18 protein-coding genes are annotated in these 22,601 nt (G+C 61.9%); all 18 read left to right on the plus strand.

The annotated features are described in order from the left end of the window. Nucleotides 1-96 precede the first annotated feature (96 nt). Entirely contained in the window at nt 97-1,092 is a 996-nt protein-coding gene (locus ACI77I_RS15355; protein WP_406997884.1) for an aldo/keto reductase, read from the plus strand. Between the two features lie 234 nt (nt 1,093-1,326). After that, a complete protein-coding gene (locus ACI77I_RS15360) occupies nt 1,327-3,321 on the plus strand; it encodes a methyl-accepting chemotaxis protein (protein WP_263273104.1) in 1,995 nt (664 codons plus the stop codon). 90 nt (nt 3,322-3,411) lie between these two features. Then, on the plus strand, nt 3,412-3,870 hold the full coding sequence (locus tag ACI77I_RS15365) for an SRPBCC family protein (RefSeq protein WP_094950089.1): 459 nt from the start codon (nt 3,412-3,414) through the stop codon (nt 3,868-3,870). A 98-nt stretch (nt 3,871-3,968) separates the two neighbouring features. Then, nucleotides 3,969-4,415 carry a DUF411 domain-containing protein gene (locus tag ACI77I_RS15370; RefSeq protein ID WP_094950090.1) on the plus strand — a complete coding sequence of 149 codons (447 nt, stop codon included), beginning with the start codon at nt 3,969-3,971 and terminating at the stop codon, nt 4,413-4,415. A gap of 3 nt (nt 4,416-4,418) precedes the next feature. Beyond that, nucleotides 4,419-4,859: a YqaA family protein gene (locus tag ACI77I_RS15375; RefSeq protein WP_094950091.1), complete on the plus strand. Its 441-nt coding sequence runs from the start codon at nt 4,419-4,421 to the stop codon at nt 4,857-4,859. A 218-nt stretch (nt 4,860-5,077) separates the two neighbouring features. After that, nucleotides 5,078-6,091, plus strand: coding sequence for an alpha/beta fold hydrolase (locus ACI77I_RS15380; protein WP_263273106.1), 1,014 nt, complete (start codon nt 5,078-5,080; stop codon nt 6,089-6,091). A gap of 103 nt (nt 6,092-6,194) precedes the next feature. Then, entirely contained in the window at nt 6,195-7,208 is a 1,014-nt protein-coding gene (locus ACI77I_RS15385; RefSeq protein WP_094950093.1) for an alpha/beta fold hydrolase, read from the plus strand. A 26-nt stretch (nt 7,209-7,234) separates the two neighbouring features. After that, the gene (locus ACI77I_RS15390) at nt 7,235-8,188 is read left to right on the plus strand and encodes a D-2-hydroxyacid dehydrogenase family protein (protein WP_406997885.1); all 954 of its coding nucleotides are present in this window, start codon (nt 7,235-7,237) and stop codon (nt 8,186-8,188) included. Between the two features lie 515 nt (nt 8,189-8,703). Next, nucleotides 8,704-10,257 carry a glycogen synthase GlgA gene (gene glgA, locus ACI77I_RS15395; protein ID WP_094950095.1) on the plus strand — a complete coding sequence of 518 codons (1,554 nt, stop codon included), beginning with the start codon at nt 8,704-8,706 and terminating at the stop codon, nt 10,255-10,257. Between the two features lie 31 nt (nt 10,258-10,288). After that, nucleotides 10,289-12,034 (plus strand): malto-oligosyltrehalose trehalohydrolase, encoded by a 1,746-nt coding sequence (gene treZ, locus ACI77I_RS15400; RefSeq protein ID WP_406997886.1) that lies wholly within the window; start codon nt 10,289-10,291, stop codon nt 12,032-12,034. Continuing rightward, nucleotides 12,031-14,115: a 4-alpha-glucanotransferase gene (gene malQ, locus ACI77I_RS15405; RefSeq protein WP_094950097.1), complete on the plus strand. Its 2,085-nt coding sequence runs from the start codon at nt 12,031-12,033 to the stop codon at nt 14,113-14,115. The genes treZ and malQ overlap by 4 nt, the downstream gene beginning before the upstream one ends. Further along, entirely contained in the window at nt 14,112-16,868 is a 2,757-nt protein-coding gene (locus tag ACI77I_RS15410) for a malto-oligosyltrehalose synthase (RefSeq protein WP_406997887.1), read from the plus strand. Before malQ ends, ACI77I_RS15410 begins: the two co-directional genes overlap by 4 nt. 24 nt (nt 16,869-16,892) lie before the next feature. Then, nucleotides 16,893-17,171: a DUF2934 domain-containing protein gene (locus tag ACI77I_RS15415; protein ID WP_406997888.1), complete on the plus strand. Its 279-nt coding sequence runs from the start codon at nt 16,893-16,895 to the stop codon at nt 17,169-17,171. Nucleotides 17,172-17,302: 131 nt separating this feature from the next. Then, nucleotides 17,303-19,459, plus strand: coding sequence for a glycogen debranching protein GlgX (gene glgX, locus ACI77I_RS15420; protein ID WP_242150022.1), 2,157 nt, complete (start codon nt 17,303-17,305; stop codon nt 19,457-19,459). Nucleotide 19,460: 1 nt separating this feature from the next. Continuing rightward, nucleotides 19,461-20,459, plus strand: coding sequence for an acyl-CoA dehydrogenase family protein (locus tag ACI77I_RS15425; RefSeq protein WP_242150024.1), 999 nt, complete (start codon nt 19,461-19,463; stop codon nt 20,457-20,459). Beyond that, the gene (locus tag ACI77I_RS15430; protein ID WP_406997890.1) at nt 20,456-21,214 is read left to right on the plus strand and encodes a PIG-L deacetylase family protein; all 759 of its coding nucleotides are present in this window, start codon (nt 20,456-20,458) and stop codon (nt 21,212-21,214) included. Before ACI77I_RS15425 ends, ACI77I_RS15430 begins: the two co-directional genes overlap by 4 nt. After that, complete coding sequence (locus ACI77I_RS15435) at nt 21,211-21,810, plus strand: SAM-dependent methyltransferase (protein ID WP_406997892.1); 600 nt, start codon at nt 21,211-21,213, stop codon at nt 21,808-21,810. Before ACI77I_RS15430 ends, ACI77I_RS15435 begins: the two co-directional genes overlap by 4 nt. Continuing rightward, nucleotides 21,807-22,466 carry a glycosyltransferase family 2 protein gene (locus ACI77I_RS15440; RefSeq protein ID WP_263273118.1) on the plus strand — a complete coding sequence of 220 codons (660 nt, stop codon included), beginning with the start codon at nt 21,807-21,809 and terminating at the stop codon, nt 22,464-22,466. The genes ACI77I_RS15435 and ACI77I_RS15440 overlap by 4 nt, the downstream gene beginning before the upstream one ends. The last annotated feature ends 135 nt before the right edge of the window (nt 22,467-22,601 follow it).

Here is a 22,601-nt window from a genome sequence, read left to right on the forward strand (position 1 = left end):
TTTAGAATTTACGAACAGTGATAGCGCTTTTAGCCGGTTTATCTCGGTTTTGTCGAGGATAACAATAGAGGCCTTCGCAACCCAGGAGCTGAACCTATGCACACCCGTCAACTCGGCAAGAACGGCCCTCAAGTCTCCGCCATCGGCCTCGGCTGCATGGGCATGACCGACTTCTACACCACCGGCAGCGATACCCAGGAAGCCGTCGCCACCCTGCACCGCGCGCTGGAGTTGGGCGTCACCCTGCTGGACACCGCCGACATGTACGGCCCGCACACCAATGAAACGCTGATCGGCAAAGCCATCGCTGGCAAACGCGACCAGGTGTTCCTGGCGAGCAAATTCGGCTTTGTGCGTGACCCGGCGAACCCGACAGTGCGCCGCGTGAATGGCCGCCCTGAATACATCCGCGAGGCGATTGAGGGCACCTTGAAACGCCTGGGCGTGGAAACGCTGGACCTGTACTACCAGCACCGCATCGACCCTCAAGTGGCCATCGAAGAGACCGTCGGCGCTATGGCCGAACTGGTCAAGCAAGGCAAGGTGCGTTACCTGGGCCTGAGCGAAGCCTCGGCCGCCAGCCTGGAGCGCGCGCACAAGGTGCATCCGATCAGCGCTCTGCAAAGCGAATACTCGCTGTGGAGCCGCGACCAGGAAGACAACGGTTGCCTGGCAGCCTGCCAACGCCTGGGCATCGCCTTTGTGCCTTACAGCCCGTTGGGGCGCGGTTTTCTCACGGGCGCCCTGAAAAACCCGGATGACTTCGCCGCCGACGACTACCGCCGCTCCAGCCCACGGTTTCAGGGGGAGAACTTTGCAAAAAACTTGCGGCTGGTGGACCGGGTCAAGACGCTGGCCGCTGAAAAAGGCATCACAGCCGGGCAACTGGCGTTGGCGTGGGTGCTCGCGCAGGGCGATTACCTGATCCCAATCCCCGGGACCAAGCAGCGCAAGTACCTCGAAGAGAACGTGGCGGCAGTGGATGTCACGCTGAGTGCTGCTGAGCTGTCAGCACTGGCATCGATCTTCGAGGCGGGCGCTACGGCCGGTTCACGCTACCCCGAGGCCGGGATGGGCCTGGTGAACCAATAGCGCCAATGATCATTGGCGCCGCAGCCAAGGCTCGGCTTTCACTGAGGTGACGCCGGGCAAAGCCGGCGTTTAAATCCCCTCCGACAGGGTGGCTTAGCCGCCCATGTGGGAAAGGACGCCGTCAACCGTTCAACTTTGTACAATAGTACCTCAAGCTCTTCCTTACCAAGCCGATAGCCCGACGAAGCTCTAACAAAGCCGCGTCGATAATAAATGCTTCGTAAGGACGACCCCATGACCCCACTACGCTCCATTCAAACCCGCTACACCCTGTTTCTGGTGCTGTTCGTCCTGGTGCTATCAGTGTTAACCGTCGTGGGTATCGGCCAGTTGGTCGCCCCCACGCTAAAACACACCGAAGAACAGGTGGTGCTCAACCGCATCGCCGAGGTGGCTGTGCAGATTCAGGGCGAACTCAACAAGGTTCAAGCCCAGCAACGCAGCATCACCCAAACCATCCCGCTGCTCGACAGTGACGCCATCGACAAGGTGCTGCCCGGCCTGGTGGATCAGTATGGCGAGCTGAAAGTCTTCGGCGGTGGCATCTGGCCGCTGCCCAACCAGCGCACGCCGGGGCGCAACAAACACAGCACGTTCTGGCACCGCGATGCCTCGGGCAAGCTGGCCGTGAATACCTTCTGGAACAGCGACGCCGCGCCCAATTACTACGACCAGAGCTGGTACAAAGGCGGCCTCGCCTCGCCGCGCGGCCAGTGCGCCTGGGCGGCTGCCTACAAAGACGACGCCAGCCAGGAACCGCGCACCAACTGCGCCATGGCGATTCAGCGTGACGGCGCGGCTTACGGCGTCGCCACCATCGATGTGACCCTGGGCTTTTTCAATGAGCTGGTGGCCAACAAGGAAAAAGACATCGGCGGCCAGATGCTGATCGTCGAAGGCGACGGCAAGATCATCAGCAACAGCACGCGCATCAGCAGCCCGGTGGTGCTCAAGAACATCAGCGAACTGACCGGCACCTCGGCGTTTGCCGCCCAGGTCAGCAAGGCCCTCGCCCATCGCGACCAGGCGCTGCAGCGCAGTGAGTTCGACAACCAGGGCGTGTCCAGCACCTTTTACATGCGCCCGATCGAGGGCACGCCGTGGTTCCTCGCCACCGCCCTGCCTACCTCGCTGATCACCGCCCAGCGTGATGATGTACTCGGTAGCTTGGCGCTGCTGCAAATCCCGATGGTGTTGCTGCTGGTACTGCTGGCGTTCTTTGCGATTCGCCAACTGGTGCAACGCATGAAGTCGCTGCGCACCAATATCGACGCGCTGTCTGCCGGCGATGCCGACCTGACGAAGCGCATCACCATCCGTGCCGAAGATGAAATGGGCGCCATCGGCCACTCGGTGAACCGCTTTATCATCTACCTGCAAAACATGATCGGCGAAGTCACTCAGGCCACGGGCGCCATGGCCTCGGGGCTTGAGCAATTGCAGCAGACTTCGGAGCACACTAACCAGATTCTGGTACGGCACGCCTCGGAGACCGATCAGACGGTCACGGCCATCACCGAAATGAGCTCCACCGCCGACACCGTCGCGCAAAACGCCGCTGAAACCGCGTCGTTCACCCAACGCGCCAACGAACACGCCGACCGCTCCCGTGTGGTGGTGGGTGAAGCCTCCACCAGCGTCACCGCCCTGATCGGCGAAGTCGCCAGCGCTACCCATACCGTGGAAAACATGCGCCAGGACGCCGCGCGTATCACTGAAACCCTCGGCGTGATCGGCGCGATTGCCGGCCAGACCAACCTCTTGGCACTCAACGCCGCGATTGAAGCGGCGCGCGCTGGCGAGCAAGGCCGTGGGTTTGCGGTGGTGGCCGACGAAGTCCGAGCGCTGGCCGCACGCACCCAGGCCAGCACCTCGCAGATCAACGAGATGTTGGCGCGCCTGACCACCGGTGTGAGTTCGTCGGTAACGGCGATGGAAAACACCCAGGCCAGTTGCCAATCGGCGGCGGATGCCACGGCACGCGTCAACACCGGTTTGGATGAGATGGCCGGCTCGGTCAGCCATATCAACAACCTCAGCACCCAGATCGCTACCGCCGCCGAGCAGCAAAGCGCGGTAACCGAGGAGATCAACCGCAGCATGGTGCAGATCCGACATATGGTTGAAGAGCTGGTGGAAAGTGGCCATGCCACTGAAACCAATACGCAAAGCCTGCTGGATGCCAATGGCCGGGTGATTGCGTTGATGAGCCGTTTCAAGGTTCGCTGATAAATGAGTGAAACACTCCCGTGCAAACCACGGGAGTGGGACTATTCTGACAGCTCCCAGTGCGAGATCTCGCCACACAGGAGGTGTGTCATGCACGCTGCTGATCATTCTGTCCGCATGGAGCGGATCAGCCAGGAACGCTTCATCCAAGCCCCTATCGAAGTCGTCTACGACTACGTGACCCAGCCCGACCGCTGGCACGAGTGGCACCCTACCTCCCTGAGTGCCGACACCGGCACCACCGGTTCACTGCCGGTCGGCACCCGTTTTACCGAAGTCATCGACCTGCTGGGCGTGCGCGTGCCCATGAGCTACCGCGTGCAGATCGCCCGCCGCCCGAGTGAATTCAAAACCGTGTTTACCTCCCTCGCGGTGGACGGTTCTATTGAGTACTTCTTGCAAGCCCATCGCGGCGGAACGCTGTTCAAACGCGTGCTGACCTACGAAACCGAGTTGCAGCTCGCCACCTTGCATGAGCGCATGGCCGAGCTTTCTGCTATCGCGCTGGACCAGCTCAAGCAGCGGTTGGAAAACGCAGCCGTCGTATAATCTTGAAACATTAACGTCGCCCCCACCCACGTGTGGGCGCTGGCTTGCCTGCGATGACGCCGTCATGATCGCCGCCATTCCTGCTCACGAGACACGCTATGAAAACCCCCGTGCGACTGGCGCTGCTGTGCGCCCTGCTCACCTCCACCCTGGCCCAGGCGGCCGACCTGATCCCAATCGACGTGCACCGCGACGCCAACTGCGGCTGCTGCAAAAAGTGGATCAGCCACCTGGAAAGCAACGGCTTCAAGGTCAACGACCATGTGGAAGCCGACATGAGCGCGGTTAAACAACGCCTGGGCGTGGCGCCGCGCCTGGGCTCGTGCCATACCGCCGTGATCGACGGCAAGTTCGTCGAAGGCCATGTGCCCGCCGAGCAGGTAATGGCCCTGCGCAAGCGTGACGACTTGCTCGGCATTGCCGCCCCGGGCATGCCCATGGGTTCACCGGGCATGGAAATGGACGGTATGAGCGACGCTTATCAGGTCATCGGCCTGACCCGTGAGGGTAAAGACGTGGTGGTGGCCGACTACCCGGCTCGTTGATTGATGCTCGCGGGTTACCTGGGCCTATTCTTCGCCGCCTTCGGTGCTGCAACGCTGTTGCCGATGCAATCGGAGGCAGTGCTGGTGGGCCTGTTGATCAGCGGGCATTACAGCCTGTGGGTGCTGCTCACGATCGCCACCGTCGGCAACGTGCTGGGCTCGGTGGTTAATTGGTGGCTGGGGCGTTCTGTTGAGCGCTTCAAGGCGCGGCGCTGGTTCCCCGTCAGCCCCCGGCACCTGGAAAAGGCTAGCCGGCACTATCAACGCTGGGGGCACTGGTCACTGTTGCTTAGTTGGGTGCCCATTATCGGCGACCCGCTGACCTTGGTGGCCGGGGTGATGCGCGAGCCGTTCTGGCGTTTTCTGCTGCTGGTCAGTGTTGCAAAAGGCGCCCGATACGCAGTGCTGGCGGTGCTGACGCTGAGCCAGCTCGCCTCTTCATAACGGCTGACCGTTGGTCGCCACTGTCAAATCTGACAGCTAGACGCAATCGTTGCCGGCCTCTAATTTGCGACTCATACGCCCGATAACGTGGCAGTTTTCCGGTAGGAATATTCTGTTTTTTTAGGGCGTTTTGCCTGTGTCTACCGAGTGCCCAAATCAGTTAATCCTCGATTAATTGTTCCCCGACAGCATCCGGCTTTTGATTTCGGAGTCACCCCATGCGACTGACGCGCACGCTCTATCTCAGCAGTTTGTTACTCGTAGCAGCCCTTACCGGCTGCGCCACCGGCAAAGACACCACCTATGGCCCCGAGCTGCAGGGGTTCAAATACCCTTACCCGGTCGAACGGTTCAAGTTTTCGTCCCAAGGCCAATCGTTGCAAATGGGTTACATGGACGTGAAGCCTGAGGGCACACCAAACGGCCGCAGCATTGTGCTGATGCACGGCAAGAATTTTTGCGGCGCTACCTGGGAAGGCTCGATCAAGGCTCTGAGCGACGCCGGTTACCGCGTGGTGGTGCCGGACCAAATCGGTTTCTGTACCTCCAGCAAACCTGAGAACTATCAATACAGCTTCCAGCAACTGGCACTTAACACCTATCAACTGCTGGATAAACTCGGGATTAAAAAGGCCACGCTCCTGGGCCATTCCACCGGTGGCATGCTCGCCACTCGCTACGCCCTGATGTATCCGGCGCAAACCGAACAGCTGGTGATGGTCAACCCCATTGGCTTGGAAGACTGGAAAGCCATCGGCGTGCCCTACCGCACCGTCGACCAATGGGCGCTGGCCGACAGCAAATTGACCTACCAAGGCGTGCGTAACTATCAACAGACCAACTACTACCTGGGGCGCTGGGAACCTGCGTACGATCGTTGGGTAGACATGCTGGTGGGGCTCTACAACGGCCCCGGCCAGAAAGAAGTCGTGTGGAACTCAGCGTTGATCTGGGACATGATTTTTACCCAGCCGGTGTACTACGAGTTCAAGGACTTGAAGGTGCCAACCCTGCTGCTCATTGGCACCTCCGACACCACAGCCCTCAACCGGGACCTGGCGTCACCAGAAGTCAGTGCAAAAATCGGCAACTACAAAGTACTCGGCAAGCACGTCGCCAAGTTGATTCCCCGCGCAACGCTGGTGGAATTCGCCGACCGGGGCCATTCGCCGCAAGTCGAAGACCCTGAGCAGTTTCACGCGGCATTGCTGCAAGGGTTGAAAGCCCTCTAACCCGTCTAGTACGGGGCGTCGACGCATTTCGCCGCGCCCCGTTAATCCTCGCTTAATCCCCCCGCCACAGCATCCGGACACTGTTGCCTCCGGAGCCTGACCCATGACGCTGATCCGTTCACTGTGCGCCGCCAGCCTGCTGCTCGGCAGCGCCCTTGCGGTCTTTGCGGCCACCGAAGGCCCGGCCTACGGCCCTGAGCTGCAAGGCTTCCAGTACCCCTACCCGGTCGAACACTTCAACTTCCAGTCCCAAGGCAAAACCCTGCAGATGGGTTATATGGATGTGCCCGCCAAGGGCAAGGCCAACGGACGCAGCGTGGTGCTGATGCACGGCAAGAACTTCTGTGGCGCCACCTGGGACGCGTCGATAAAAGCCTTGAGCGACGCCGGTTACCGCGTGATCGCGCCAGACCAGATCGGCTTCTGCACCTCCAGCAAGCCCGACCACTACCAATACAGCTTCCAGCAACTGGCGATCAACACCCACCAACTGCTGGATAAACTCGGCATTCAAAAAGCCACCCTGGTCGGCCACTCCACCGGCGGCATGCTCGCCACCCGCTACGCGCTGCTGTACCCGGCGCAAACCGAGCAACTGGCGCTGGTCAACCCGATCGGCCTGGAAGACTGGAAAGCCTTGGGCGTGCCCTATCGCAGCGTCGACCAATGGTATGAGCGCGAGCTGAAACTCAGCGCCGAAGGCATCCGCCAGTACGAACTTAACACCTATTACGTCGGGCGCTGGAAGCCCGAGTACGACCGCTGGGTCGACATGCTCGCCGGCCTGAATAAAGGCCCGGGGCACACCCAGGTCGCCTGGAACTCGGCGCTGATTTACGACATGATCTTCACCCAGCCGGTGTACTACGAGTTCAAGGATGTGCAGATGCCCACCTTGCTGCTGATCGGCACGTCCGACACCACCGCCATCGGCAGCGATATTGCGCCGCCTGCGGTCAAGGCCAAGCTCGGTCATTACGACGTGCTGGGTAAGCAAGTGGCCAAGCTGATCCCCCATGCAACCCTGGTGGAATTCCCAGGGCTTGGGCATGCACCGCAGATGGAGGAACCGGCTCAGTTCAATAAAGCCCTGCTAAAGGGCTTGAACGCCCTGTAATCCAACTTTATTCGAGGTACTCGTGAATGTCGGTACAGATCGCAGTCATTGATGATTGGCAGAATGTGGCCAGTGGCGTGGTGGATTGGTCGGCCTTGGACGCGGCGGGCCAAGTGCACTTCCTGCACGATTACCCGGCGGATACCGCGGTGATGATCGAGCGGTTAAAGGCTTTCGAGGTCATTTGCGTGATGCGCGAGCGCACAACCTTCGACAAAGCCCTGCTGCAAGGCTTGCCCAAGCTCAAGCTGCTGGTGACCGGGGGCATGCGCAATGCGGCCATCGACATTCCGGCCGCCAAGGCCCTGGGCATTCAGGTCTGCGGCACTGACAGCTATAAACACGCGGCGCCGGAATTGACTTGGGCGCTGATCATGGCGTGCACCCGTAACCTGCTGCAGGAAGCCAATGCCCTGAGGGACGGCGGATGGCAGGTTGGCCTGGGTGGCGACCTGTACGGCAAGACCTTGGGGATTCTCGGGTTGGGCAGCATTGGCCAGAAAGTCGCGCAGTTCGCCCAGGTTTTCGGCATGCGCGTGATTGCCTGGAGCGAAAACCTCACGCCGCAGCGTGCGGCTGAAGCGGGCGTGAGCTGGGTCAGCAAGCGCCAATTGTTTGAACAGGCCGATATCCTCACCGTGCACCTGGTGCTCAGCGATCGCAGCCGTGGGCTGGTGGATGCCGAAGCGCTGGGCTGGATGAAGCCAACTGCGCGCTTGGTGAATACCGCGCGCGGGCCGATTGTGGATGAGCAGGCGCTGGTCGCTGCGTTGGTCGCCGGGCGCTTAGCCGGGGCGGCGCTGGACGTTTATAGCGAAGAGCCACTGCCGGTTGATCATCCGTTCCGGCGCCTGCCCACTGTGTTGGCCACGCCGCATGTGGGGTATGTGAGCGAGCAGAATTACCGGCAGTTCTACCAGCAGATGATTGAAAATATTCAGGCTTGGGCCAGCGGCACGCCCGTTCGCGTGCTCGACTGATCCTGCTTCGCACCATTTTGTGGCGAGCAGGCTTGCCCTGCGTTGGAGTGCGAAGCGCTCCCATTAAGGTGCTCTCGGTGTACTCGCTGTACCGAGGATGCCGATTTTAGGGCCGCTTCGCGCCCCAACGCAGGGCAAGCCCACTCGCCACAGCATTACTCGCCTCGCCTAATAACCAGTCCATCTCCAGTTACAAGATTTTTGTCCTACAAAATTCCCACATAAACCATACAGGCTCTGGGATCTGTCCTAGACTCATGACCGATGGGTCCGTTCCAAAACAAAAACCCCGCAAAAAATCGAAACTTTCCAACTCTGCCATAGGTCCAGTTTTTAAGGGAGGCGAGTGCACGCGGTTCACACCAAATGCCCGTTCATCCACTCTTTTTAGGCTAATCGTGCAACTGGCATACGCCTTGCCAGTTTGTACAGTGCTTGTGCGCCTGGCCGCAGGATGCGGTCATCGGAGCTAATGGCAGCGAGCCATTAGCCAACCAAATATGTGGGAGAGAGCTATGATCAGTGCTGCAGTAGATACTCAGGGAGAGCGTTTTAGTCAGCCGGCTGGGGGGCCAACATCTTTGGCCGACCTGCCCAACACTGTGCGGCCGATCGTGAGTAACCCCAATCGAAAGAAAGTCTTGTTCGTCACTTCCGAGTTCGCCGACTTGGTGAAAACCGGTGGTTTGGGCGACGTGTCCGCTGCCCTGCCCCGTGCCATGGCCCACTTGCATGATGTGCGCGTGCTGATCCCGGGTTACCCGCAGGTGATGGAAAGCGACAACCCCATCCACATCATCGGCGAACTGGGCGGCCACGCGGCGCTGCCGCCGTGCAAGATCGGGCGCATGGACCTCAAGGATGGCCTGGTCATCTATGTACTGATCTGCCCCGAGCTCTATGAGCGCGAAGGCACGCCCTACGGCGCCAACAACGGCCGCGACTGGCCGGACAACCATATTCGCTTCGCCCGCCTGGGCCTGGCCGCCGCCGACATGGCCGCCAACCTCGCGCAGATCCACTGGTGCCCGGACCTGGTGCACGCCCACGACTGGCCTGCCGGCCTGGCCCCGGCCTATATGCATTGGCGTGGTTCACGCACCCCAACCTTGTTCACCATTCATAACCTCGCCTATCAAGGCGTGGTCAGCTTGGCGTCCACGCCGGAGCTGGGCATTCCGCCGCATGCCTTGCAACAAGAAGGCATGGAGTTCTACGGCAAGATGTCGTTCCTCAAGGCCGGCATGGCGTATTCCAGCCATATCACCACGGTGAGCGCCACGTACGCCCAGGAAATCACCACCCCGGAATTCGGCTGCGGCCTTGATGGTTTCCTCGCCAGCAAGACCCAGCAAGGCCTGCTCAGTGGTATTCCCAACGGCATCGACGAAAGCTGGGAAACCTCCACCGACGCTCACCTGACCCACAACTTCAACATCGGTGACTGGGACGGCAAGGCCGTCAACGCTGCCCATGTACGCGAGCTGTTCGGCCTGCACGAATCCACTGGGCCACTGTTCGCCGTGGTCTCGCGCCTGGTGTATCAAAAGGGCCTGGACCTGACCGAAGCAGTCAGCAGCTTTATCGTCGAAAACGGCGGCCAGATCGCGATTATCGGTCGCGGCGAGCCGGAAGAAGAACACGCCATGCGTGAACTGGCCCTGCGCTTCCCCGGCCAAGTCGGCGTGCGCATCGGCTTTAATGAAACCGACGCCCGGCGCATGTTCGCCGGCAGCGACTTCCTGTTGATGCCTTCGCGCTATGAGCCGTGCGGCCTGAGCCAGATGTACGCGCAGCGCTTCGGCTCGTTGCCGGTGGCGCGTAATACCGGCGGCCTGGCGGACACCATTGAAAATGGCGTCACCGGCTTCCTGTTCAATGAATCCACCGTAGAGAGCTACGAAGAGGCGCTGAGCCGCGCGTTCCGCGTGTTTGCCAACAAAGGCCTGCTCAACGCCATGCGCAGCCGCTCCATGACCCAGCCATTCAACTGGTGCCAGGCGGTGGAACCCTACGCCGAGCTGTACGAACAGTTAGTGGCTAAGGCACTGGGGAAATCAACTAAATAGCCACATAAAAAACCAAGGGAGGGCTTCATAGATGCCGTCACGGACTCTGGAAACCTGGCCCCACGGCGCAATCATGCTGGACGCGCAACAAACGCGTTTTGCCTTGTGGGCGCCAGACGCGTTTTATGTCAGCGTTGAATTGCAAGACGGTAAGTCGATTGCCATGCTGCCTCAGGCAGCCGGCTGGTTTAAGGTAGAAATACAGTGCCCGGCGGGCACTCGCTACCGCTACAACATCGACGGCGAAACCGATGTACCCGACCCAGCGTCCAGGGCCCAGGCCTTGGACGTGCATGGCTGGAGCGTGGTCGTCGACCCGCTCGCCTATCAGTGGCGGCACGGCCACTGGCAGGGTCGCCCGTGGCACGAAGCGGTGATCTACGAACTGCATGTAGGTGCCCTGGGCGGCTACGCAGCGGTTGAAAAACAGCTGCCACGCTTGGCCGAACTGGGCGTTACCGCGATTGAATTGATGCCTTTGGCGCAATTTCCCGGCGAGCGCAATTGGGGTTACGACGGGGTCCTGCCCTACGCGCCCCACTCTTGCTACGGCTCCCCCGAACAACTCAAAGCCCTGATCGACAGCGCCCACGAGCACGGCCTCGCGGTGATCCTCGACGTGGTCTACAACCACTTCGGCCCCGACGGCAATTACCTGGGCCAATACGCCAAGGGCTTCTTTCAAGAGGACGTACACACGCCGTGGGGCGCCGGGATTGATTTTGAACGGCGCGAGGTGCGCGACTTCTTCCTCGACAATGCACTGATGTGGTTACTCGAATACCGCTTCGACGGCCTGCGCCTGGATGCGGTGCACGCCATCGACAATCCCTGCTTTCTCATAGAGCTGGCACAACGCGTGCGCCAACAGGTGGACGTCGGCCGGCATGTCTGGCTGGTGCTGGAAAACGAACTGAACCAGGCTAGCTTGCTGAAGCACGACTTCGATGGGCAGTGGAACGATGACTTCCATAACGTCCTCCACGTGCTGCTGACCGGCGAAACCGACGCCTATTACAGCGACTTCGCCGAAAACCCTACCGACAAACTCGCGCGCTGCCTGGGCGAAGGGTTTATCTATCAGGGCCACACCACCCGCCATGGCCACGTACGCGGCGAACCCAGCGCGGACCTGCCACCGAGCGCCTTTGTGGCGTTTTTGCAGAACCACGACCAGATCGGCAACCGCGCCTTGGGCGAACGCCTGCATCAGCTTTGCTCGCCCCAGGCACTCAAGGCCGCCACCGCGTTATTGCTGCTGTCACCGATGATCCCGCTGATGTTCATGGGCGATGAAGTCAACGCCGACGAGCCGTTCCTGTTTTTCACCGACCACCACGGCGAGCTGGCCGAAGCCGTGCGCGAAGGCCGGCGCAACGAGTTCGCCGATTTTGCTGCGTTCAAAGACCCTGAACGGCGCGAACACATCCCCGACCCGAATGCCCTGCCGACCTTCCTGCAATCGGCGCCCAGCTTTACCGAGAACGAACACAGCCAGTTTTACCGCCACCTACTGAGCCTGCGTCACCTGCATATCGTGCCGCATTTACCCGCCAGCAGAGCCCTGGGCGCGCAGGTGCTGGCTGACGGCGCCGTCACCGCGCGCTGGCGCCTGGGCAACGGCAGTGTGTTGCAGATCGACGTGAACCTGAGCGCTGAACCGCTGGATCATCCGGCCCCGCCGCATCTGATATTCGAAACGCCTGCCACGGATGAGGCGCACCTCGCGCCGTTCAGTGCACGCGTCGCCCTATTCCCTGTTGGAGAGCACCCTTGAGCGAAGCGAACCTGGAAATACTCGCCAGCCGCGCGGGCCTGGCCGTCGATTGGATCGACGCAAACGGCCGCCCGCAACATGTAAAACCCGACGCCCTGCGCGCCGTCCTCAAAGGCCTGGGCCACCCGGCCGATACCGACGCCGAGATCGATGCCAGCCTGCTGGAACTGGAGCGGGTGCAACAGGACAAACACCTGCCACCGCTGATGACCGTCGATACCGGCGAAGGCCTCGACCTGGCGCGCTACTTTGCTGCGGACACGCCGTGCCGGGTCAGCCTGGAAGGCGGCGAAACCCTGGAGCTACGCCTCGACGGCGACGCCGTGCTGCCCGGCATCATTGCCCTGGGCTATCACCAAGTGCACATCGATGACCAGACGTTCACCCTCGCCGTGGCGCCCATCCACTGCTACAGCGTGGCCGAAGCCGTCGACAGCCAACTTTCCCGCGCCTGGGGTTTGAGCGCCCAGCTGTATGCGTTGCGCCGTCTGGGTGACGGCGGGTTTGGCGACACCCAGGCGCTGGAACACCTGGCCCGCTGCGCCGCCGAACGCGGCGCCGATGCCCTGGCGATCAGCCCGATGCACGCGATGTTCAGCGCCGACACCGAGCGCTACAGCCCGTATTCACCCTCCAGCCGCCTGTTCCTCAACAGCTTGTACGCCTCGCCCGCCTGCATCCTTGGCGAGCGCGAAGTGCGCAATGCCATTGAAGCCCTCGGCTTGGCCGAGGAGCTGCACGCACTTGAGCAAAACACCTTGATCGACTGGCCCGCCGCCGCCAAGGCCAAGCAACGCCTCTTACGCGCCTTGTACGAAGACTTCCGCCACGGCGAGCATCCACAACATGCCGACTTCTTGAGCTTCCGCCAGACCGGCGGCGAAGCCCTGGAAAACCACTGCCGCTTTGAAGCCGTGCAGGCCGTTCGCGCTGCTGCCGGTGAAGAACTCGACTGGCGCCACTGGCCCGAGGCCTGGCGCACGCCGCAGAGCCCAGCGCTGGTGCAATTCGCCGCAGAACACACGGATGAAATCGGTTTTTACGCCTTCAGCCAATGGCTGATCGCGCGCTGCCTGGAACGTGCGCAACAAGCCGCGCGTGGCAGCGGCATGGGCGTGGGCTTGATCGCCGACCTGGCCGTAGGCGCCGACGGCGGCGGCAGCCAGGCCTGGAGCCGTCAGGATGAGCTGCTGGCCAACCTCACCGTGGGCGCCCCGCCGGATATCCTCAACCGCGCCGGCCAAGGCTGGGGCATTTCCGCATTTTCCCCGGAAGGCCTCAAACGCCATGGTTTTCGCGCCTTTATCGAGATGCTGCGCGCCAACTTCGCCCATGCCGGCGGCCTGCGTATTGACCATGTGATGGGCCTGCAACGCCTGTGGGTCATCCCCATGGAGGCTTCGCCGCGTGAAGGCGCGTACCTGTATTACCCGGTGGATGACTTGTTGCGGCTGCTGGCATTGGAGTCCCAACGCCATAAGGCAATTGTGCTGGGTGAAGACCTGGGCACCGTGCCCGATGGGCTGCGCGAGAAACTCATCGGCCGTTCGATTCTGGGCATGCGCGTGTTGCTGTTCGAACAAGGCCACGATGGTCAGTTCAAGCCGATCCTCGACTGGCCGGACAATGCCCTGGCGACCACCAGCACCCACGACCTGCCCACCCTCAACGGCTGGTGGCACAGCCGCGACATCGAGTGGAACATCCAACTCGGCCTGATCGACGCACCCACCGTGGAGCAATGGAGCGAACACCGCCTGCGTGAACGCCAGGCGCTGCGCCAGGCCTTGAGCCAGGACCCGCAGAACTTCGTCGATGAAATCCGCAATGACACCGACCATATGATCGACGCCAGCGTGCGCTACCTGGGCCACACCCGTGCGCCGCTGGTGTTGCTGCCGCTGGAAGATGCGCTGGGTATCGAAGAGCAAGCCAACCTGCCCGGCACCACCGACACCCACCCCAATTGGCGCCGTCGCCTGCCGGGTGAAGCCGCCAGCCTGCTCGACAACGCCGGCGCCGCCCGCCGCCTCGAGCTGTTGGCCGTCGCGCGCAACCAAGCCTATGAGCGTGACCGATGAAAGCACTGCCCCTGCGTGCGACCCAGCGCCTGCAATTTCATAAAGGTTTCACCCTGGATGACGCGGTGCCGTTGGTACCGTACTTCGCCCAGTTGGGCATCAGCCATCTGTATGCCTCGCCCCTGCTCAGTGCGCGCGCCGGCTCTATGCACGGCTACGACGTGGTCGACCCGACCACCGTCAACCCCGAACTGGGTGGCGAATCGGCTTTGCGTCGCCTGGTCGCCGCGTTGCGTGAGCATCAGATGGGCCTGATCCTCGATATTGTCTCCAACCATATGGCCGTGGGCGGTGCCGATAACCCGTGGTGGCTGGACCTGCTGGAATGGGGCCGTTTGAGCCCCTACAGCGAGTTCTTCGATATCCAGTGGCACTCGCCCGACCCGCTGCTCAAGGGCCAACTGCTGATGCCGTTCCTGGGCAGTGATTACGGCGAAGCCTTGCAAACCGGCACGCTGACGCTGCATTTTGATGCGGGCCACGGCACGTTTCACCTCGAACATTACGAACACCGGTTCCCGATTTGCCCACGCGATTACGCGTTAATCCTCGGCACCAACGCGCTGCTCAAGCCTTTGGCCGAACGCTTCAGTGCCCTTGCTTATCAAGATGACGCCTACCACGAAGCCGCCTGGCTCAAGCAGGCGCTGGTTGAGCGCGCCACCGAAGGCGACGTGCTGCACGCCATCGAACAGCGGCTCACCGCGTTCGACGGGCGCCAACCCGAAGGTTTCAATCGCCTGCATAACCTGCTGGAACAACAGGTCTACCGCCTCGCAAGCTGGCGCACCGCTGCGGACGATATCAACTGGCGGCGTTTCTTCGATGTCAACGAGCTGGGCGGCCTGCGCGTAGAGCGCACCGCCGTGTTCGAAGCCACCCACGGCAAGATTTTCGAGCTGATCAGCGTAGGGTTGGTAGACGGCCTGCGCATCGACCATATCGACGGCCTGGCCGACCCGCGCGGCTACTGCCGCAAGCTGCGGCGTCGGGTGGATTCACTGGCGCCTGAGCGGCATTTGCCGATCTTCGTGGAGAAAATCCTCGGCGAAGGCGAAACCCTGCGCGAAGACTGGAAGGTGGACGGCACCACCGGCTACGAATTCATGAACCAGCTGTCGCTGCTGCAACATGATCCCGAAGGCTTTGCGCCGCTCGCCGAACTGTGGACGCGCCACAGCGAACGCCCCGCCGCCTTTATCGAAGAAGCCTGGCTGGCACGCCAGCAGATCCTCAACGGCTCGTTGGCCGGTGACTTTGAAAGCGTGGCCCAGGCCCTGCTGCAAGTGGCCCGTGACGACGTAATGACCCGTGACCTGACCCTGGGCGCGATCCGCCGCGCCTTGCAGGAATTGATCGTGCACTTCCCGGTGTACCGCACTTACATCAGCGCGCGCGGGCGCAGCGAACGCGATGATGTGTTTTTCCTGCAGGCCCTGGCCGGTGCCCGCAGCACCTTGAGCGAGGGCGACTGGCCAGTGCTCGACCACCTGGAAAAATGGCTCGGCGGCCAACCGTGGCGCGATCGCCCGGTCGGCCGTGAACGCAAGATGCTCAAGCATGCCTGCGTGCGCTTCCAGCAACTGACCTCCCCGGCCGCCGCCAAAGCTGTGGAAGACACCGCGTTCTATCGCTCGGCGGTGCTGCTGTCGCGTAACGACGTGGGCTTCAGCACCGAGCAGTTCAGCGCGCCGGTGGCCGAGTTTCACGCCATCAACCAACAGCGTTTGCAGACCTTTCCCGACAACCTGCTGGCCACTGCCACCCACGACCACAAGCGCGGCGAAGACACCCGCGCACGCTTGGCGGTACTCAGCGAGTGTGCGCCGTGGTACGCCGAACAGGTCGAGCACTGGCGCACCCTCGCCGCCCCGTTGCGCCAGGACGCCAACACGCCGTCGGCCGGTGATGAGCTGATCCTTTACCAAGTGCTGCTCGGCAGTTGGCCGTTGGACGCGAACCCGGATATGCAGGGCTATCAACAACGCCTCAGGCAATGGCAGCAAAAAGCCCTGCGCGAAGCCAAGTTGCAAAGCAGCTGGAGCGCACCCAACGACGCCTATGAACAAGGCGTCGAGGCCTTCCTGTCGCGGCTGTTGCTCAGCGAACCGGGCCAGGCGCTGCGCGCTGCCATCGCCACTGCCGCCCAGGCCATCGCCCCGGCCGGTGCGGTAAACGGCCTGGCGCAATCCTTGCTTCGTCTCACCGTGCCGGGTGTGCCGGACCTGTACCAGGGCGATGAGTTCTGGGACTTCAGCCTGGTGGACCCGGACAACCGCCGCCCAGTGGATTTCAACGCACGGCAACACGCGTTGAACAATCCATCGAGCATCGACGAACTGTTGTCCCACTGGCGCGACGGGCGTGTCAAACAGGCGCTGATTGCGCAGGTGTTAGCCTTGCGCAAGGCTGATCCCGAGCTCTTTCGCAGCGGGCGCTACACACCGCTGGAGGTCACCGGCACACACGCTGAACACGTCGTCGCATTCTGTCGCGAACATCAAGGCAAACGCCTACTGGTGGTGGTGCCACGTTGGCCCCAGCGCCTGCTGGAAAAGGGTGAGCAGCCCCGCATCCATGCGCAGGTTTGGGGCGATACACGGGTGAAATTGCCGTTCGCCGACACAACACAAAACTGGAAGGGACTTTTTCAGACAGGCGCAGTCACACCAAACAAGGAGCTGTTAATCAGCGCTGCCCTGGGGGATTTCCCGGTCAATGTCTTTATTAATCCTGATGATCAAGAAAGCTGAAACTTTTCTGTGAGGAGCATTGTGATGAGTACTGAAGACAAACGCATACGCGAGTTGGCGCATCAGATCTGGGAATCAGAAGGCAAACCCCACGGTGAAGATGCACGCCACTGGGAGATGGCCCGCAAGCTGGCCGAAGCCGAAGCCCTGACCCCGAGCAAGCCCAAGGCTGGCGCCAAGCCGAAAACCGCGCCTAAGCCTGCGCCCAAAGCCAAGCCAGCCAAACCACCGGCACCGGCCCCCAGCACACCGGCAGCGCCTGTGGCGAAAAAGCCGCCAGCGCCAAAAAAACCTAAGCCTTAAGCCTTTCAACCTTAGGGGCCTCCTCCCGGCGCTGCCGGCAGGAGGTTCGTTTTCAATCACACATGCGTCAGCTGAACAATCGCCAGCACGATCTCGCTCGGCCCGAAAAACATCCTTGCAGGAGCAACTCAATGAGCAAACCCGATAAAACCCAACCGACGCCGGAACACGAGCCGTCGCGGATTCGTGAAGGTTTGCCCTTCCCCCTAGGCGCCACCTGGGACGGCCTGGGTGTCAACTTTGCGCTGTTCTCAGCCAACGCCACCAAAGTCGAACTGTGCCTGTTTGACGATAGCGGCGAAGTGGAGCTGGAACGCATCGAACTGCCGGAATACACCGACGAAACCTTCCACGGCTACCTGCCCGACGCCCACCCCGGGCTGATTTACGGCTACCGCGTGTACGGTGCGTATGACCCGGCCAATGGTCACCGCTTCAACCACAACAAATTGCTGATCGACCCCTACGCCAAGCAACTGGTGGGCGAACTCAAATGGTCCGAGGCGTTGTTCGGCTACACCATCGGCCACCCCGATGACGACCTCAGTTTCGACGAACGCGACAGCGCACCCTTCGTGCCCAAGTGCAAGGTCATCGACCCGGCGCACACCTGGGGCAACGACCAGCCGGTGCGGGTACCGTGGGACCGCACGATCATTTATGAAACCCATCTGCGCGGTATCAGCATGCGCCACCCTTCGGTCAGCGAGTCGGTGCGTGGCACCTGCGCAGGGCTGATGGAAGACGACGTGCTCAAGCACATCCGCCAGTTGGGCGTGTCATCGGTCGAACTGCTGCCGGTGCATGCCTTCGTCAACGACCAGCACTTGCTGCAAAAAGGCATGACCAACTACTGGGGCTACAACAGCATTGCCTTCTTTGCGCCGGACCCGCGCTACTTGGCCAGCGGCAAGATCGCCGAGTTCAAGGAGATGGTCGCGCACCTGCACGAGGCCAAGCTTGAGGTGATCCTCGACGTGGTCTACAACCACACCGCCGAAGGCAACGAGCGTGGCCCAACCTTGTCCATGCGCGGCATCGACAACGCCTCGTACTATCGCCTGATGCCCGATGACAAGCGCTTTTACATCAACGATTCCGGCACCGGTAACACCCTCGACCTAAGTCACCCGTGCGTATTGCAAATGGTCACCGACTCGCTGCGGTACTGGGCCACCGAGATGCACGTGGACGGTTTCCGCTTTGACCTGGCGACCATTCTGGGCCGCTACCGCGATGGTTTCGATGAGCGTCACAGCTTCCTCGTGGCCTGCCGTCAGGACCCGGTGCTGCGCCAGGTAAAAATGATCGCCGAGCCGTGGGACTGCGGCCCCGGTGGCTACCAAGTGGGTAAGTTCCCACCGGGCTGGGTGGAGTGGAACGACCGCTTCCGCGACACCGTGCGCGCCTTCTGGAAAGGCGACGACGGCCAGCTGGCAGACTTCGCCGCGCGCATGACCGCCTCGGGCGAGATGTTTAATCAGCGCGGTCGGCGCCCGTACAGCTCGGTGAACTTCATCACCGCCCACGATGGTTTCACCCTGCACGACCTAGTGTCGTACAACGACAAGCACAACGAAGCCAACGACGAAAACAACCAGGACGGCAGCAATAACAACCTGTCCTGGAACCACGGCGTCGAAGGCCCCACCGATGACCCGCAAATCAACGCGCTGCGCCTGCGCCAGATGCGTAACTTTTTCGCCACCCTGCTGCTGGCCCAGGGTACGCCGATGCTGGTGGCCGGTGACGAGTTCGCGCGAACCCAGCACGGCAACAACAACGCCTATTGCCAGGACAGTGAAATCGGCTGGGTCAACTGGGAGCTGGACGACGACGGCAAGGCGCTGCTCAAGTTTGTAAAACGCTTGATCAAGCTGCGCCTGGCCTATCCGATTCTGCGCCGTGGTCGCTTCTTGGTCGGTGACTACAACGAAGACATCGGCGTGAAAGATGTCACCTGGCTGGCGCCGGATGGCAACGAGATGACCACCGAACAGTGGCAAGACAGCCATGGCCGCTGCCTGGGCATGCTGATGGATGGCCGCGCCCAGGAAACCGGAATTCGTCGCCCGGGTGGCGATGCAACGTTGCTGCTGGTGGTCAACGCCCACCACGACATGGTCAATTTCCGCCTGCCGCCGGTGCCCGAGGGTGAATTCTGGACCTGCATGCTCGACACCAACGACCCGGCAGTACGGGGCCAGGAACGGTTTGATTTCGAGCACGAATACGCCGTCACCGGCCGCTCGCTGCTGTTGTTTGAACTGCAACACGACGAGGTGTGAAATGGCGTTGCATGGATTCCTTCAAGGCTTTCGGAGCTATGCGCACACGCAGGCTTTGGGGAGTGCCTTGAAGGCGCTTCAGGAGGAAGGCCTGGACCAGCTGCCGTTGCCCGGCAGCGGCCAGACGCTGGAGCGCTTCAGCCGTTTGGCGCAAGTGGCCGGGCATGATTTGCGCCTGTGCAAGTTGTTCGAAGGCCATACCGATGCCTTGGCGATCATCGCTGAGCTCAACAGCCCCTTGCCGCCTTTGGGCAGCGTTTGGGGCACCTGGGCCGCCGAGCCGCCCACGGCCAAGGTGCGCGTGCAGCGCGACGGCCACCGGTTGGTCGTCGACGGGCGTAAAGCCTGGTGTTCGGGCGCGGCGGTAGTCACCCATGGGCTGCTGACCGCCTGGGACGAAGAGGATCGCCAGCAACTGGTCGCCGTGGACATGCAGCAACCCGGCATCAGCGTGACTGACGAAGGCTGGAATGCCGTGGGTATGGCTGCCACGGGCAGTGTCGAGGTGGTGTTCGACGACGCCCGCGGCATCGCGGTCGGCGGCCCGGGGGATTACTTGTCACGCCCAGGCTTCTGGCAAGGCGGAATCGGCATCGCCGCGTGCTGGTATGGCGGCGCACAACGTCTGGCCGAGGTGCTGCGCGAGCAATGCGCGAAACACCCGGAACCGCATGCGCTCGCCCATTTGGGCGCGGTAGACAGCGTGCTCAACAGCGCCGCTTGTGTGTTACGCGACAGTGCTGAACAGATCGACCGCGAACCCCAGGCCTGTGCGCGACAGCTTGCCCAGCTGGCACGTGCCTGCGTCGAAGATACGGTTGAGCAGGTCATGCGCCATGTCGGTCGCGCGGTCGGTGCAGGGCCGTATTGCAAGGACCCGCACTTTGCCCAACTGATGGCCGACTTGCCGGTGTATATGCGCCAAAGTCATGCAGAACGCGACTTGGCGGCGTTGGGCGAGTTGGCCGCTGCAGACTCCGCACGGAGGTGGCATCTATGAAAGCTAATCCGATCGTCGGCCAAGGTACCCCGCTGCATCAGTGGCAGACGTCGTCGCACATGGCCGAGCTGCCCGAAATAAGCGTCGCGCAGTTGGTGCCCGAAGGCCATCGCGCGGTGATCATTGCCCCTCATCCAGACGATGAAGTGCTCGGTTGTGGCGGCCTGTTGCAAGGCTTGGCCATGCTTGGCCGGCCGATTCAGCTGATCTCCGTGACCGACGGCAGCGCCAGTCACCCAGGCTCCAGGCGTTGGCCGGTGGAACGCTTGAGCGTGGTGCGCCCGCAGGAATCGGCCCAGGCCCTGCATCGCCTCGGCTTGCCGCTGCACAGTTTGAGATGGCTGCGCGCGGGCTTCGCCGACAGCCAAGTGGCTGCGCGCGAGGAGCAATTGAGCGCGTTCATCCAGCGTTATCTCAAGCCCACCGACGTGGTGTTCACCACCTGGCGCGAAGACGGTCATTGCGACCACGAAGCCGTCGGCCGCGCCAGTGCCAAAGCCGCCAAGGCGGTGGGCGCGACGTTGTATGAGTTGCCGGTATGGACCTGGCACTGGGCGACGCCCGAAGACAGCCAAGTGCCGTGGCACCGCGCACGCAAGATCCCGCTGACACCCGAGGCGGTGGCGCGCAAACGCCACGCCATCCACGCCTTCGCCAGCCAGCTGGAGGGCGACCCGCAGATCGGCCTTCCGCCCGTGCTCGCACCTTATGTGGTGGAGCGTTTGCTGCAACCTTTTGAAGTGGTGTTTGTATGAGTGTTGCCACGCCTTATTTCGATCAGCTGTTCGACGGCAATGACGATCCCTGGGCGTTTCGACAACGCTGGTACGAGCAGCGCAAACGCGCCTTGACCCTGGCGGTACTGCCCCGGCCACGCTACGCGTCGATCTTCGAACCCGGCTGCGCCAATGGCGAACTGAGTGCTGAACTGGCGCCGCGCTGTGATCGGCTGGTGTGCTGTGACACGGCCGCCACCGCCGTGGCGCTGGCAAAAACCCGGTTACTGGGCTTTCCCCACGCCCAGGTGCAGCAAAGCCGCCTGCCTGAGCAATGGCCGGCGGGCTCGTTCGAACTGATCGTGTTGAGCGAGCTATGCTATTACCTCGACGCCGAGGACTTGCATCGCTTGGTTGACCGCGCCCTCGCCTCGTTGACCGAAAACGGGCAACTGCTGGCCTGCCATTGGCGCCCAACCATCGAGGGCTGCCCGCAAACCGCCGAACAAGTGCATGCCCTGTTGCAACAACGGCTGGGCATGCCGGTTATGGTGCAGCATCACGAGCGTGATTTTCTACTCGACCTGTGGAGCCGTGACGGCGCCTCGGTCGCGTCCGTAGAGGGCTTGCGATGATCGGCATTCTGATCCCGGTGCATAACGAAGAAGCGCTGCTGGCTGAATGCCTGAAAGCCGCATTGATTGCCGCCAGCCATCCTGGGTTGCTGGGCGAGGCGGTAGAAATTCTGGCGGTGCTCGACAGCTGCAGCGATGGCAGTGCGGCGATTGCCCAGGCATACCCGGTGCAGAGCCTGCACGTGCAAGCACGCAATGTCGGGCATGTACGCGGCGTCGGTGCGCGGCATTTGTTGAATCAAGGGGCGCGCTGGATCTCCTGCACCGACGCCGACAGCCGCGTGGCCCCCGACTGGCTGGTGGCGCAATTGGCATTGGGTGTCGACGCAGTGTGCGGCACCGTGACCGTGGACGCCTGGAGCGAAGGCTTTGACCCAGCGGCGCAAATTCGCTACACCCAGGCCTACCAGGCCCGCGACGGCCATCGGCATATCCACGGCGCCAACTTGGGCGTGAGTGCCGGTGCCTATGTGCGGGCCGGAGGGTTCGAGCCGTTGGCCTGCCAAGAAGATGTGCAACTGGTGCGTAACTTGGAACGCTGTGGCGCATCGATCGCCTGGAGCCATTCGCCGCAAGTGATCACCAGCGCACGCCTGGAATGCCGTGCCCAAGGCGGCTTCGGCGATTACTTGAAGAGCCTGATGCAGACCACTTAAAAAAAACGAGATTGCAAGATGTAAAAGTGCCGAATCCTTGACTATGCTGAGCAAGCCTTGCTGGCCATCCCAGTTGGATGGCAGCACCTCACCGCAGCGGAGCCTGCGGTACAACAAAAAGCGTCGTCCCATTCT

It is taken from the genome of Pseudomonas sp. D47, assembly GCF_045447305.1.
Lineage (GTDB): Bacteria > Pseudomonadota > Gammaproteobacteria > Pseudomonadales > Pseudomonadaceae > Aquipseudomonas.